Source organism: Gardnerella sp. c23Ub_4, from assembly GCF_055804115.1.
On the sequence record NZ_JANUYO010000001.1, the window covers coordinates 658,029 to 673,115 of the forward strand.

Consider the following 15,087-nt stretch of genomic DNA (forward strand, 5'->3'; position numbering starts at 1 on the left):
AAGTACGGATTTAATTTTGGCCTCGCTGCTGAGCTAGATTGCTCTCTTTAGACTTCTTCGAGGATAGATCCCTTTGTTTCCGGCATCATAGTGCATGACCAAATCACTGCACCCAGCATACAAGCTGCATAGAACAGGAATGTGAAAGTCATAGAGGCTTTAAACATTACGGGGAAAGTGCTGGAAATAATCGCTGCCGCTACCCAATGTGCAGCCGAACCAGTGGCTTGCCCATTGGCGCGGTGTTCGGGTGGGAAGATTTCCGAGATGAATACCCATAGTACTGAGCCGATTCCCAACGCCAACGCGGCAATGAATACGATAATCAAAAGCAAAACGATAATGCCCGTCGTGGTAGATAGATTATTGCCGGAGAAGTAGAAAATACCTGCAATTGTTACCAAAGCTAACAGATCTATTCCAGCTCCCAAAGTTACTAACGGCCGCCGCCCCACTTTATCTACTAGTAAACGTCCCAGCAGTGTGAACACTAAATTCGTCAACCCTACTAATATGGAGGATGCGAAAGCGGCATCGCCCGCAATACCTGCTGATTGTAGGAGAGAAGGTGCGTAGTAAAGTACCGCATTAGTGCCAGCGAACTGGGAGAAGAAGGCGATAAGAATAGCCATCGCAATTGGGCGGGCAGTACGGCTGGAGAAGAAAGGTTCTTTTGTCTTTACTTGTGGAACGGCCTGTTGCATGTTGGCCAATACTTCTGCGGCTTCTTCGTTTCCCCATAGATCTTTCATGACTGTTAAAGATTCTTTTTCTTTACCGCGTTGATGTAGCCACCGCGGGCTCTCGGGAATGAAATAGCAAACTGCGAGGAAAATTAACGATGGAATTGCTTGAATTCCGAGCATCCAACGCCAGCCTACTTCGATAGGCATCATCTTAACTATAACGTAGTTAGATAGATACGAAACTACTATTCCGATAACTATGTTGAGTTGCACGGTAGCTACTAGTTTTCCGCGGCGGGCAGCTGGAGATATTTCTGCAGTATATAGTGGCGCTATTACGGAAGATGCACCTACTGCTATGCCGCCTAGCATACGAAATACTAAGAAAAATGCCCAACTGTTGGCGATAGCTACGCATATGGAGGTCAATAGGTAGAGGGAGGCCACTCCTTTGAGAACTGGCCGGCGTCCCCACCGATCCGCGGGGATACCGCCGAATAAAGCGCCAATAATAGTGCCGATCAGCGCGCAAGATACGGTAAAACCGAGTTGCCCAGCGCTGAGATCCCATTTATCTTGCAGGGTGGCTGTGGTTCCCGAAATTACTGCCGTATCGAAACCAAAAAGGAAGCCACCCAGTGATGCAGCAGTGGCGGAAAATGGTACTAAATGTTTTTTCATAATTTCCTACTCGTCTTTGAAAACAATTATCTGGCAGCCGTATTGATAGAGATGCTAGGAGATGCGATCTTTGCATCCAGAGCAACTCTACTATTTGGGCTGGTATCTAAATGTTAAGAAACATATCGCGCACAAGATAGAGGCTGGAGAAAAGTTTTGCGCAAATTTCTCAAGGAGATTTTCTCCGCGCTCTGCCGGCTAATAAATGATATTTAAAGAGCATGAAAGCCATTAGGGGGTGCGGACGGATTGTTGGAGAGTATTTTATGAATGTTTCGTATTCTTTGGAGCAGCGACGTGAGGCGTTGAGGGTGTATAGGCGTACGGGGTCGGTAACTAAAACGATTTTGTTGCTGGGTTATCCTGGGCGTTGGACGTTGCATAAGTGGATTCGGGAGGCGGGAAAGCCGGTATTGAAGCCTAGGCGGGCTGAAAGACCTACTCATTATCCTTTTAAGACAAAGCTTAGCGCGGTTAAGATGTTCAACAAGGGTGCGCGTCCTAGGCAAATCGCTTCGCGCCTGGGTTTGTGTAGCCCGATGAGTGTATACAGTTGGGTGGGGCGCTACCGGCAGGAAGGAGAGTGGGTATTAATGAGTAGAAAGGAACGAGGGCAAGCGGCTAAGTTACCTACCGTTAAGTCGCTGGAGGCGTCCTTGCCTGATGATCCGCAAGAGTTGAAACGCTTAGCAGCCAAGCTAATCGTGGAAAAGGCGGTGATGGATCAGGAACTGGAGTTAATAAAAAAGACGTCAGCGTCCTACCCGGAGCTTTGACGAATCGTCACAAAGCGTAGGTAGTGGACGCTCTTAGAGATACATATCCGTTGGGAATGCTCCTTGATGTTGTGGGGTTGTCTTCCTCAAGTTTTTACTACCAGCTTCACGCAATGGCTCGCAGGGATAAATATTGCCAGTTACGTAAAGATATTGCCGCTATTGCTGGTGAGTCTTTCCATACTTATGGTTATTGTCGTATCTGGCATGTATTGCGTGTTCGTGGAATACGAGTCAGCGAAAAAGTAGTGCGTAAGATTATTAGCGAAGATAAAATCCTTGTGCGTTATCCGCGTCGGAAACGGCGCTATTCGAGCTATAACGGTGAGATAGCGCCTGCTCCTGAAAATCTTGTAAAGCGTAACTTTCACACCAATGCCCCTGGCAAGCTATGGCTTACAGATATAACCGAGTTCATCACGACGGAATCGAAACTGTATATTTCAGCTGTTATCGACTGTTTTGACGGAAAGATAGTCGGGTGGGCTAGCGGGCGCCATCCCAGTAATGAAATAGTAATGGCTTCAATGAATATGGCTCTTGAAGAACCCATTAGCGATAATTCGTTGATAATTCATTCTGATAGAGGATCCCACTATCGTGGCGGAGATTTTGCAGCGTTTTTACGATGTCACCACATCATACAATCAATGTCTAAAAAAGGGGTACATATCAGTGTTGAGCTACAAAAGCGTCAACTATTTACTATTTACTACTTGCTTTGGCCTTTGCCGAATGCGCGCAAGCGAATACCATTCCAATCTTCGCTAACTGTTAAAGGCGTTGCGGCGTTCATTCCAGCAGTCATTGCTGCTGCTTGAACAGTGCTCGAGCTTGGAGAGCCAGCACGCCCTGGCTTAGGTGTTAAAACCCACATAGGTGCGTTGCTGTTCAACATGTTTGTTGCGTCCATAATGGTGTCTGCTAGCTCGTCTTCGTCGTCGCCGTCTCGCCACCAAATAATCACTCCGTCAACAGTGGAGCTGTAATCTTCGTCAACAAGTTCTTCGCCAGTCAATTCTTCGATATTGCTGCAAATCGCATCGTCAACGTCATCGTCCCACAGCCACTGCTGTACGATGTCTCCAGGTTGGAATCCAAATTCTTCTGCATGTTGAAAAGCTGTCTGTTCCACGTGACTCAATATATCAAAGCGTCAAGAATTTGCGCGACTCGCCCTAGCTGCGCACACGGCACGCTGAGACACGCCTGGAAAATCGCCAGAAACCACAAAATCACTATATATAGTTTGTGATTTATGTAACTTGCCCTAGATATTGTGCATGCAATGGGTTATAGTAGAGCAAGTTGTTGCGAATCATAAGTCGATTTGCGATGCAAAATACACGGTAGATTGAGAAAGGTCTGTAGAATGCAGGTCTCTGATATGACTTTAGAAGATGCCACTTTGCAAGATGAACAAGCAGCCACTTTGGGCGATTTTAATGGCGTCTTCAACGACTCTTCTAAGAAGTCTCGCGTGCAAGTCGAAAAGCGCGATGGCCGCGTTGTTGACTTTGATCAGATGAACATAATAATGGCCATTAAAGCTGCGTTTAAGGATTTGCGCAAAGAAGTTGGTCCGCAAGAAGAGCAAATGATTCGCGATATTACGGATCATATTGAGGCCGAGATTCAAGACCGTTACAATGGCCCTGCAAAAATCGAAGATATTCAGACTCTTGTTGAGCATGGTCTTATTGAAAATCACCTTTACGAAGTTGCGCGTTGCTACACAAGCTACCGCCTAAACCGAGATATTGACCGCGCTAAGGCAACCGATATTAACGAAGCTGTGAATCGCCTTGTAAACCGAGATGAGTCGCTTGTGCGCGAAAATGCTAACAAGGATTCCAACGTTTACGCCACTCAGCGCGATCTTCTTGCAGGCGCTGTTTCCAAGGCTTCCGCGTTTTCTATGCTTCCTCATGCAGTTTCTAACGCGCATATGAAGGGTGATATTCACTTCCATGATGCCGATTATTCGCCATTTACGTGCATGAGCAACTGCTCGCTTCCAGACTTTGGAAACATGCTTGCTAAGGGATTTGCGCTTGGAAACGCAATGATGGATAGCCCAAAGTCGATTGGCACGGCGGCTACTCAAGTTACGCAGATTATTAAGGATATTGCAGGCGCGCAGTACGGCGGACAAACTGTAAACCGCGCAGACGAGATGCTGGAGCCTTACGCTAAGTGCGATTACGACAAGAATCTTGCTATGGCTCAGGCCATGATTCCAGATTCCACGCCAATCGAAGTTGCTAAGGCTATGATTGACGGCTTAAAGGCTCAGGAGCCTAAGAATCTTCATTGTTCAGATAGGGATCCTCTTCCAGCAGACACTCCTTTTGATGAGAATTTGAGTGAGTTGGATCAGCTTCGCGAAGTTTACGCAAAGATTATGACGCGCAAGGCGATTTACGACGCTATGCAAACAATGGAATATCAAATCAATTCCAACCGCGTTTCTAACGGCCAGACTCCGTTTGTAACTGTTGGTTTTGGTCTTGGTACGTCTTGGTTTGCTCGCGAAATTCAGCGCGCTATTTTGCTTAATCGCATTCGCGGACTCGGCAAGGACCGTCATACTGCTATCTTCCCTAAACTTGTGTTTACTATTAAGCACGGCGTTAACGCAGACGCTGGCGACCCTAACTACGATTTGAAGCAGCTAGCGCTTGAGTGCTCTACAAAGCGCATGTATCCAGATGTTGTTTTCTACGAGAATATTGTTAAGATTACAGGCTCCTTTAAGGCTCCTATGGGTTGCCGATCCTTCCTTCAGGGCTGGGTTGATCCAAAGACTGGCAAAGACGTGGAAGACGGCCGCATGAATCTTGGCGTTGTAACAGTTAACGTGCCTCGTATTGCGCTGGAGTCTCACGGAGACGTAAACCGCTTCTGGAAGCTTTTTAACGAGCGCATGGAAGTGGCGCATCAAGCTTTGCGATTCCGCATTATGCGTTGCAAGCAGGCAACTCCTGTAAACGCTCCAACGCTGTTCCGCTACGGCGCGTTTGGGCGTTTGGGCGCTAACGAGAGCGTGGATCAGCTGTTCCGCAACGAGCGTGCAACCGTGTCTCTTGGCTACATTGGTTTGTATGAAGCTACATCCGTGTTCTTTGGCAAGGATTGGATGCAAGATCACAGCTGGAATGAGGATGGCAAGCAATTTGCGCTTTCTATGGTTCGCCGCATGAATCAGCTTTGCCAGCAGTGGTCGAAGGCAGAGGGATACCACTACTCGGTATATTCCACTCCTGCTGAGTCTTTGACGGATCGCTTTAACCGCATGGATCGTCAGAAGTTTGGCAGCATTGAAGGCGTTACAGATCACGACTTCTACACTAATTCCTTCCATTACCCAGTGTGGTTGCAGCCAACTCCTATGGAGAAGCTCCGCTACGAGGTTGACTTCCCGTACTTTGCTTCCGGCGGATTTATTAACTACTGCGAGTTCCCATGCTTGCAAGCGAATCCTAAGGCTTTGGAGGCTGTTTGGGATTATGCTTATAAGATTGGCATTGGCTACTTGGGTACGAACACTCCGATTGACCATTGCTTTGTTTGCGGATTCCAGGGCGATTTTGAGCCAACGAAGGAAGGCTTCCGCTGCCCAGAGTGCGGCAATAGTGACCCAGATAAGTGCAATGTGACTAAGCGCACTTGCGGCTACTTGGGTAATCCTGTTCAGCGACCAATGGTTCACGGCCGCCACGAGGAAATCGCTCATCGCGTAAAGCACATGTCTGGCGAAACTGGCCATGTTGTTCTTAACAATGGCGAGTCTCGCGAGTGGTACGAGGAAACTAAGTAGTGCGTAGGATTGCGGCGTAAAATTGCGGAGCGTGTAATCGCGTAAAGTCGCAGCTTAAAGTCGCATAAAGTCGCAGCTTAAAGTCGCATAAAGTCGCATAAAGTCGCATAAAGTCGCATAAAGTCGCATAAAATAAGGTAAAAGCTAGGCTAAATTACTAAAAAGGTCGGAACCATGGCTCGTATAAGTTTGCACGATTTTGCACCTGCAGACGTTAACCGCGGGCCTTGGATTCCAACCTCTCTTTCTAATAATCCGCGCGCAGGGCAGTGGTCCAGTGAGCGCATGAGCAAGGGCATGATTGCGGATTATAAGCGTTTTTTGATGACGGATGGCGAAGGAATCCGTTGCTCGCTGTACGTTTCTGGCTGCCCGTTCCATTGCGTTGAATGCTATAACGAGTCGATTTGGGATTTTCGCGCAGGATACCCATACACGCAAAAGCTTGAAGACCAGATTATGGAAGATTTGGCGCTTCCGTACGTGCAAGGATTGACGCTTCTTGGCGGAGAGCCGCTTCTTAACACTGGTATTTTGCTGCCACTTTGCAAGCGTATTCGAAGCGAGTTTGGAAATACAAAAGACATTTGGAGCTGGACTGGTTACACTTGGGAAGAGCTTATGCGCAAAGGCGAGACGCCAGATAAGCTTGAGCTTTTGCAATACATTGACATTCTTGTTGACGGGCGATATATGAAGGATCTTCACGATTCGCTGTTGCAATTCCGCGGATCTAGTAATCAGCGGATTATTGACGTGCCAAAGTCGCTGAAAAATCCGAGTGATCCGCCTGTAATCTGGGAAAAGCTTCACGATCAAGAGCGTTTTATTCCATCAATCTATGGCAAGGATCGAGCGAAAGGCGAAGCTGACGCGAGTTAGCTAATGGTTGTTAGAAATAGCGCGCTTAGACCGCGCAAGTGATTTTCCTATTTAGCGTTGCGCGTACCTTCCTATTTGGTGTGTAGGAGGGCTGGGTGTTTACGCTCGCGCGTTACATCGCGCTATTCCTCGCGGCTATTAGCAGCCGCTCGGCTGATTTGGCATGTAAAGTCCACTGGACTTTACGTTTGAGCCAAATCACGCTTTGAAGGAGCTTGAAATACGTTATGCAATTTCAAGCTCAGTCAAAGCGCTTTGCCGCACAGAAGCAGTGCTTCTGCTCTAAGCGGCTCAGCGAATCGAGGTGACTTCTCGCGCATTATGCAGCTCGAAGTCGTTGATTCGCAATCGCACTACAAGCCAAAATAGTCAGAAGTGATATGATTAAGCGTATAAATTCTTTTAATAGAGAGGTCGCATGAAAGCAAAATCGCATAAAAAACACAAGGATTACGCGCCTAATGCGTTTCGCACAATAATGCCGCTGTTAAAGCGCTATCGTATGCTTGGTGTAATCACGTCTGCTGCGATTTTTGTGGAAGCATCTATGCAAATTGCGATTCCAACAGTAATGTCTAGTCTTATTGACTTTGGAATTGCCGCAAAATCCCAAAATGCTGTTAAATACTACGGCTTGCAATTACTCGCTTTTGCCGCAATATCAATGATTTTTGGCGTTATTTCTGGCGTTTGTTGCGCGCATTCTAGCGCGGGCTTTGGCAAAAATTTGCGATGCAAGATGTTTAGTCGCTTGCAATCGTTGAGTTTTTGCGATCTTGACCGTTTTTCTACTGGAACGGTTGTTACGCGCCTAACTAGCGACGTTTCTAATATTCAATTTGCGTATCAAATGGTTATTCGCGCAGGCGTTCGCAGCCTTGTGATTATTGTTGCAGCATGGTGGTTTACTTTTTGCATAAGCCCTTCGATTTCTTGGGTTTTTCTTAGTCTTATTCCAATTGTTGGCGTTATTTGTGGTATTGGTGCCAAGATTGTTGCACCCACTTTTGCGCAAATTTACGGCACGATTGACAGCATGAACGGCATGGTTAGCGAAAATTTGCGCAATATTCGCATTGTTAAGTCGTATGTTAGAGAAGACTACGAAAACCGCCGTTTTAGGCGCATATCGCATAAAATTTACAGCTATTTTTTAAAAGCGGAGTATATTCTAAATTGTAGTATTCCTCTTTTTAACTTGTGTTTTTATGCGTGTTTGCTTCTTGTTGCGTGGATGGCTTCTAAGCAAATCGTTGCTTCGGGAAATAATCCTGCATTTGGCTTGACTACGGGAAATCTTGCTGCGCTGGTTGTATATGCGTTGCAAATTTTGTTTGCGCTTGCTAATTTGGTTGTAATTTTTGTTATGACGGTTACTGCGCGCACGTCAATGCATCGTGTTGCAAATGTTTTACAATCGCATAACAGTGAGTATGTTCATAAAAACCCAATTACAGAGCTTGCAGATGCTTCGATTCGTTTTAATAATGTTGATTTTGCATATGATTCTGCGCGCGTTAATGGCGATTCATCTTCGGTTGCTTGCGACTTATCTAAAGGTAGTCAGGAAATTAAAGGTAGTCAGGAAATTTTACACAACATAAATCTAAATATTCCTTCTGGCTCTACTGTTGGGATTGTGGGCGCAACGGGTAGTGGAAAGTCAAGTATTATAAATTTGATTGCGCGCATTTACGATGTAACAAAAGGCACTGTTTTTGTAGGCGGATCAGACGTTCGTTTTTATGATTCCAAAAGTTTGCGCAACCAGATAGGAATTGTGTTACAAAAAAATATTCTGTTTAGCGGCACTATTGCGCAAAATCTTCGATGGGGCAATGAGAATGCGAGTGACTCCGACTTGCGCGAGGCGTGCAAAATTGCTTGCGCTCAAGAGTTTATAGACGATTTGCCGCATGCATATAACACGAATCTTGAGCAAGGCGGCAAGAATCTTTCGGGCGGTCAAAAACAGCGACTTTGCATTGCGCGCGCGTTGCTAAAGCGGCCAAAAATCTTGATCTTAGACGATTCAATGAGTGCAGTAGACGTTAAAACAGACGCCAAGATTCGCGAGAATTTAAGGCATTTTATGCCCGATTCCACGCAAATCATTGTTGCGCAACGCGTGTCTTCTTGCATGCACGCGGATTTGATTGTTGTTCTTAAAGATGGGCGTGTTGTTGCTAAAGGGAAGCATAGCGAGTTGATGGAATCGTGCGAAACGTATAGAAAAATGGCGATTTCTCAAGGTGTAAAAATAATTGAATCTAAAAACAGCGAAGGCAGTGAAGACACCGAAGGTAGCGAGGGCGGCAGGATTAACAATGATAAATAAGAAAAAGTCGCAAGAAAAGTCTGCGTTAAAATCTTCGCAAGAATCTTCGCAAAAGTCGCAAGAAAACTTAGATCAAAAGTCGCAAGAAAAATTCGCTCTAAATTGGCGCGTTCTAAAGCGCTTAGCGTCTTATATTATGGCTTACAAGATGCAAGTTTTTGTTGTTATTGCGTCAATTATTATAAGCTCCATTGTTCAAGCTGTAAGCGCAATGTTTTTGCAATCGCTTGTAGACGCGTACATTTTGCCTCTAATTGGCAAGCGTAATCCCGATTTTGCGCCACTTTTGCGAATGATTGCAATTATGGCGTTCGTGTGCGCTATTGGTGTGTTTTTTAGCTGGCTTTGGAGCAGGCTGGTTGTAAAAATCGCGCAAAGTGTAATGCGAAACCTTAGAAATCAAATGTTTAAGCATCATCAAGATCTTCCGCTTGGGTACTTAGATTCTCACGGATATGGCGATGTTATGAGCCGATACACCAACGACACGGAAGCGCTCCATGAAGCGATTTCTTGGTCTTTTCCAGATTCGTTTAGCGCGCTAATGTCTATTACGGCGGCGTTTTGCGCAATTGTTTGGCTTTCGATTCCTGTTGCGATTTTTCTTGTGATTTTTACTGCCATTCTCTTGCTTCTAGTGCGTTTTATGCTTAAGCGTTCGGGCAAGCTTTTCGCGCAATTCCAGGCGGCTTTGGGCGATTTGAACGAGTTTGTAGAAGAGGCGGATTCTGGTAGAAAAGTTATTAAGATTTTTAATCACGAGCGTGCAGCGGTGGAAAAATTAAGTGATTTGGCGATTCGCGTGCAAAAAATTTCTGCTAGCGCCAATTCTTACGCGAATAATGTTATGCCTGTGATTAGTAACGCGAGCTACCTGTTTTACGTTTTGCTTGCGATTTTTGGAGCGTGGGCGGTAAATGCTGGCGTGTATTCTGCTGGATTGAGCGGCGTTTTTGGTGTGAATTCAAGCACGCTTACAATCGGCACGCTTATATCTCTTCTTACGCTTTCTCGCGCATTTATAAACCCGATTGGCGAGATAACAATGCAACTAAATTCGCTTATGATGGCGACTGCAGGAGCGAATCGCATTTTTGCGCTTTTAGATGAACCTGTTGAAAAAGATGATGGAACAGTTAAGCTCGTTAAAATTCGCGCAAAAATCGTTGAGTGCTGTAGTGGAGATGGCGATGATAGTGGCGATAAATCGCAAGTAAATCAAGTAGATTTTACAGACGCTAAACAGTCTTATTTGCAAGTTTTTAACGAAGTAAGCGAAGATTCTTGCGGAAGTAACGTGTATTGGGCGTGGAAAAATTGCTCTAAAAGGTCAAGCGGCGATTCTTGCGCAGATGCCCAAAAACACGCGATTCGCTCTAAAGACGGCGTGTACACGCTTGTTAGGGGAGATGTTCGCTTTGAAAACGTTACGTTTGGCTACGAGCCTTCTAAAACTGTTTTGCACAATATATCTTGGTATGCGCACGCGGGTCAAAAAGTTGCGCTTGTAGGTGCCACTGGAGCTGGCAAAACCACTATCGCCAATCTTCTTACGCGTTTTTATAACATTGCTGATGGTCAAATCTTGTATGACGGAATCGATGTTCGTAATATTTGCAAAAGTGACTTGCGCCATGCTGTTGCAACCGTTTTGCAAGATGTTGGCTTGTTTAGTGCAAGCATAATAGACAATATTCGCTACGGACGCCTTAATGCTAGCGATTCCGATTGCATTGCTGCAGCCACTCTTGCTCATGCGGATTCCTTTATCTCCAAGCTGCCAGACGGATACAACACGCATATTAAAAACGGCGGAGCAGACCTTTCTCAAGGCCAAAAGCAGTTGATTGCGATTGCGCGCGCTGCTGTTGCGAATCCGCCTGTTTTGATTTTAGACGAAGCAACTTCTTCGATCGACACGCATACGGAAGCGCTTGTGCAAAGCGCGATGGACGCTTTGATGCAAGATAGAACCGTGTTTGTTATTGCGCACAGGCTTTCCACAGTGCGAAACGCGGATGTGATTATGGTTCTAGACCACGGACGCATTGTTGAGCGTGGGTCTCATGAAGACTTGATGAAAAAGCGCGGCGAATATTATCAACTTTGCACGGGTGCAATGGAGCTGGAGTAGCAAGCGTCGTGTTTGCTTGATATTCTGCGGCAACACGCCGAATACGCTTTTGAACTTGCATTTTGGCGTGGATTCTGTAAGATAGTAACTCGGCTGTTCAATGGAACAAAGCCACGGCCCCGTAGCTCAGTTGGTTAGAGCGCCGCCCTGTCACGGCGGAGGTCACCGGTTCAAGTCCGGCCGGGGTCGCGATTAGTAAAGGCCCGGTTCGCCGGGTTTTTTATTCGTCATGGCTCTGTAGCTCAGTTGGTAGAGCGAGCGACTGAAAATCGCTAGGTCAGCGGATCGATCCCGCTCGGAGCCACAAGTAAATAAATAAAAACTAGATAACAAAACGCGCAGCATTTTTGCCGCGCGTTTTTTGTTTATATGACTTGACTAGTTAATCTCTTTAGTCAACCTGTTTAGTCAACTTGCCTAGTCAACCTGCTTAGTCAACTTGCTTAGTCAACTTGCTTAGTCAACCTGTCTAGTCAACTTGCTTCCACGATTCAACATCAATATGATGGTTTGGATTTGCTTGCCAAGCTTCCCAAGCGGATTCCACAATATCCTTAACGTTGTAGCGCGCATGCCACCCCATCTCTTCGTTAATGCGCTTAGTGCTTCCAATCAATTGTGGTGGATCGCCAGCTCTACGCCCTAAAATCGCCTCTCTAAATGGCAATCCAGTAACGCGCCTAACTTCGTCTACAATTTGACGAACAGAAGTGCCTTTGCCTGTTCCAACGTTAAAAGCGTCGTATTTGCGCTCATCGCGATCTAAATAAGTAAGCGCTGCAATGTGCGCGTCTGCAAGATCCGAAACATGAATGTAGTCGCGAATGCAAGTGCCGTCGGCAGTAGGGTAGTCATTACCAAAAATCGCAGGAGCTTTGCCTTGCTGCAACCTATCTAAAAGCATAGGAATCAGGTTCAAAATCGCAGGATCTTCTAGCTCCACAGGCCCGCATCCCGCAACGTTAAAGTAGCGAAGTGCGCAAAAACGAATTCCATAAGTGTGTTCGCAAGCGCGTGCCATACACTCGCCAAAAAGTTTAGTTTGGCCGTATGGATTAATCGGAAGCATTGGCACAACGTCTTCTGGCACAACATCTACAGGCGGCTCGCCATACGTGGCCGCGCTAGACGAAAAAACAAGCTTTTTAGCACCACTTTGGCGCATTCCTTCTAAAACGTTAAGCATGCCATTAATGTTCTGCTGGTAGTACCAAAGTGGCTTTTCTACGGACTCTCCAACTTGCTTTCGTGCAGCAAAGTGAATTACAGAATCGACGTTATTTTCCTTCATTATTTGCGCAAGTCGCGCTCCAGCGTCTGGGGAAGCAATGTCCATTCCGTAAAGTCGCGCGCCTTCAATTCTTGTAGGCTTTCCGTAGCTCAAATCGTCTATAACTACAACGTTTTGCTTTGCTTGGTGAAGAGCGTGTACAACGTGTGCGCCAATGTAGCCGCATCCGCCTGTAACTAGAATAGTCATTGTTTACCGTTTACCTTTCTTGCATATGCTGTTTTTGCATAATGTTATAGGGAAATTATAGCGCTTGAATCATATTGTGTTTTTGGCATTGTTTGTGTTTGTGTTTGTGATTGTTTGTGTTTGTGCTGGTATTTGTGCCAGTGTTTTGCGCGTTTGATATTATGCGATGAGTTGTGATTCAATCGCGTATGCAAGAAAATAAGGAAGATTGGCTAAAAATGAACGATTTTAATGTAGATAGTGCAAGTGACGATTTGCATAGTGGCCACTCTTTTGGCGATTTGACTGGTGATTTGACTGGCGATTTGACTGCTGGTGCGTATGATTGCGCGGTTGCTTGCGACTCTTCCAAACCTCAACAGCCTCACGCATCCGCTAGGGCGATTCTTTCTTTTGTACGAAGATCTGCCAGGCTCGACGCGCGCTTAGAGAAAGCCAAGCAGCGCTACTCAGGCGCGTATTTGCTACGCATTGCGGATGGCGATGGGTCTTTGCGCGTAAAAAGCGATTTGTGTGTGGATTCGCAGTGGATTGAGGCCAATTGGGGCAATGCTAATCCGCTTATAGTCGAAATCGGCTCGGGGCAGGGAGAAAACATTGTGGCGGCTGCTGCAGCAAATCCGAATACGAATTTTCTTGCGCTAGAAGTTTATGACCCAGGCGTAGCGCACACTATGCTTTTGGCTGGTAAGCAGGATTTGCATAATTTGCGAATTGCTCAAGTGAACGCTCCTGATTTTCTTGCGGCATGCCAAAGCAGCGTTTTGGCAGGAGTTTGGACATTTTTCCCAGATCCTTGGCCTAAAATGCGTCATCACAAGCGCCGAATTGTTCAGCCATCTTTGGCTAAGTCTGTGCATAATGCGCTTGTTGCAGGCGGAGTTTGGCGAATTGCTACAGATATTGAGGATTACGCATTGCATGTTCACGAAGTTATGGATTCTTTGGCGTGCTTTGAAAACGATGGCAATTTGCGTGTGAGCTTGCCTACTGAGCATGTTGGAAAGGGGAATGCGCAAGATGCTGCGGATTTGCCTCATGCGGATTTTGTTGAGTCGCGTCGCTTTGATGGGCGTGTTTTGACGAATTTTGAGCGCAAGGGATTAGATGCTGGTCGCGTGATTCACGATTTTGCGTATGTTGTTAAAAAGTGAGTTGTGAATTTGATTGTTGAGCGTGGTGTGGTGCGTGGCGTGTGGCGTGTGGTGCGTTGTACGTGGCGTTAGAATCGCGTTGTCTTCCTTCAACACGCCGTAATTTGCAAGAACTGCGCATGAGTGTTAATATCATATGGTTTGGTTAAAGCCCCCTTCGTCTAACGGTTAGGACACCAGACTTTCAATCTGACAACAAGAGTTCGACTCTCTTAGGGGGTACAAATTTTGCGCCGCTAGTTTTAGCGGCGTTTTTTGTTATCTACGATGTTTACCTCTTGTGGGGTTATAGGCCAAAAAGTTGGGTTATAGGCCAGAGTTATTAACTCTTACCCTTAACTCTTGCGCTGCTCTTCGATACTCTTCGTGCGTGATTTGTGCTATAAAAGTCTTATGGTCTTTATGCGCAAAACAAAACACGTTCTTATGCGTGCGATTCGTGCTGTTTTGTGCAAACGTAATTATGTTGTTTCGGCTTTTGCGTCCGCATTGGTGATTTTCTTATTTGCGTCTCTAAGTGCTTGCACTCCTCAGGGCCACGCTGTTGGCGATAGCGGGCATTTGGACGACATTGTTCATGATGGCATTGATGTAGAAGACATAAAATTGTTTGTAGTTGGATCCAGGCAGGCGGCTCTTGATTCTAAGCTTTTGCATATGTGTGAGAAATCTGGTTTGCATGCATCATATACTTCGATTGCAGACGTCAAAAATGCTAATTTTGCTTCGCAAGAGGCAATTATGGACGCTTCAAATCAGCCTGTGTCTATTATTTTGATAAACAATATTAATGTTGATAGAGCAGATCGCGTTGATTCTAGCGTTAAAAGCAATGCTGGTGGTGCGCACGTTGATCTAAAAGCTCGCAAAGCTTGGACTAATGCGCTTGAATATGCGCGCTCTGCTGGGATTCCTGTTGTGCTTGTTAATCCGCAAAATCCACCTAAGGACCGCACTTTGTATGCAGCAAAGCTTTATATTCTTAAGGATTTAGATGGCGAGAATTTGTTTGACGCAAATCTAATTAAGAGTTTCGGTAAAATCCAACATTCTAGTCTTCTAAAAATCGTTCAATCTGTGATTGACAATACGCCTCATAGTAGGGATGTGGTTATAAATGACAAAGATTAGCGCTA

The 15,087-nt window shown here is 45.8% G+C and carries 11 protein-coding genes and 3 tRNA genes; 11 read left to right on the forward strand and 3 right to left on the reverse strand.

Going from position 1 to position 15,087, the window contains the following annotated elements:
* Positions 1-47: 47 nt before the first annotated feature.
* Positions 48-1,367, reverse strand: a complete 1,320-nt coding sequence (locus NYP67_RS02585; RefSeq protein ID WP_016636320.1) for a sugar porter family MFS transporter — start codon at positions 1,365-1,367, stop codon at positions 48-50.
* 266 nt (positions 1,368-1,633) lie between these two features.
* Between NYP67_RS02585 and NYP67_RS02590 the strand changes: the two genes are divergently transcribed.
* Together NYP67_RS02590 and NYP67_RS02595 are read left to right on the forward strand one after the other, a co-directional pair.
* Entirely contained in the window at positions 1,634-2,143 is a 510-nt protein-coding gene (locus NYP67_RS02590) for a helix-turn-helix domain-containing protein (RefSeq protein ID WP_032817727.1), read from the forward strand.
* A 23-nt stretch (positions 2,144-2,166) separates the two neighbouring features.
* Positions 2,167-2,964 (forward strand): IS3 family transposase, encoded by a 798-nt coding sequence (locus NYP67_RS02595; RefSeq protein WP_148699028.1) that lies wholly within the window; start codon positions 2,167-2,169, stop codon positions 2,962-2,964.
* On the opposite strand, the gene NYP67_RS02600 is transcribed toward NYP67_RS02595, so the two are convergent.
* On the reverse strand, positions 2,856-3,278 hold the full coding sequence (locus NYP67_RS02600) for a DUF3052 domain-containing protein (protein ID WP_004130062.1): 423 nt from the start codon (positions 3,276-3,278) through the stop codon (positions 2,856-2,858). The two genes, NYP67_RS02595 and NYP67_RS02600, sit on opposite strands and share 109 nt — an antisense overlap.
* A 237-nt stretch (positions 3,279-3,515) precedes the next feature.
* Here NYP67_RS02600 and nrdD point away from each other — a divergent pair, with 237 nt between their 5' ends.
* From nrdD to NYP67_RS02630, 6 genes are all read left to right on the forward strand, one after another.
* Positions 3,516-5,963, forward strand: coding sequence for an anaerobic ribonucleoside-triphosphate reductase (gene nrdD / locus NYP67_RS02605; RefSeq protein WP_248899328.1), 2,448 nt, complete (start codon positions 3,516-3,518; stop codon positions 5,961-5,963).
* 174 nt (positions 5,964-6,137) lie between these two features.
* A complete protein-coding gene (gene nrdG / locus NYP67_RS02610; protein ID WP_248899327.1) occupies positions 6,138-6,845 on the forward strand; it encodes an anaerobic ribonucleoside-triphosphate reductase activating protein in 708 nt (235 codons plus the stop codon).
* Between the two features lie 418 nt (positions 6,846-7,263).
* The gene (locus tag NYP67_RS02615) at positions 7,264-9,183 is read left to right on the forward strand and encodes an ABC transporter ATP-binding protein (RefSeq protein ID WP_473411151.1); all 1,920 of its coding nucleotides are present in this window, start codon (positions 7,264-7,266) and stop codon (positions 9,181-9,183) included.
* Entirely contained in the window at positions 9,173-11,317 is a 2,145-nt protein-coding gene (locus NYP67_RS02620; protein WP_410294210.1) for an ABC transporter ATP-binding protein, read from the forward strand. The genes NYP67_RS02615 and NYP67_RS02620 overlap by 11 nt, the downstream gene beginning before the upstream one ends.
* Positions 11,318-11,432: 115 nt before the next feature.
* Positions 11,433-11,506, forward strand: a tRNA-Asp gene (locus tag NYP67_RS02625).
* A gap of 42 nt (positions 11,507-11,548) precedes the next feature.
* Positions 11,549-11,621, forward strand: a tRNA-Phe gene (locus tag NYP67_RS02630).
* Positions 11,622-11,786: 165 nt separating this feature from the next.
* Here the strand turns inward: NYP67_RS02630 and galE are convergent.
* On the reverse strand, positions 11,787-12,797 hold the full coding sequence (gene galE, locus NYP67_RS02635; protein WP_473411152.1) for a UDP-glucose 4-epimerase GalE: 1,011 nt from the start codon (positions 12,795-12,797) through the stop codon (positions 11,787-11,789).
* Positions 12,798-12,985: 188 nt separating this feature from the next.
* Here galE and trmB point away from each other — a divergent pair, with 188 nt between their 5' ends.
* The 3 genes from trmB (at position 12,986) to NYP67_RS02650 (ending at position 15,082) form a co-directional block, all read left to right on the forward strand.
* On the forward strand, positions 12,986-13,951 hold the full coding sequence (trmB, locus tag NYP67_RS02640) for a tRNA (guanosine(46)-N7)-methyltransferase TrmB (RefSeq protein WP_473411213.1): 966 nt from the start codon (positions 12,986-12,988) through the stop codon (positions 13,949-13,951).
* Between the two features lie 150 nt (positions 13,952-14,101).
* Positions 14,102-14,173, forward strand: a tRNA-Glu gene (locus NYP67_RS02645).
* Between the two features lie 171 nt (positions 14,174-14,344).
* Complete coding sequence (locus tag NYP67_RS02650; RefSeq protein ID WP_473411153.1) at positions 14,345-15,082, forward strand: hypothetical protein; 738 nt, start codon at positions 14,345-14,347, stop codon at positions 15,080-15,082.
* Positions 15,083-15,087 lie beyond the last annotated feature (5 nt).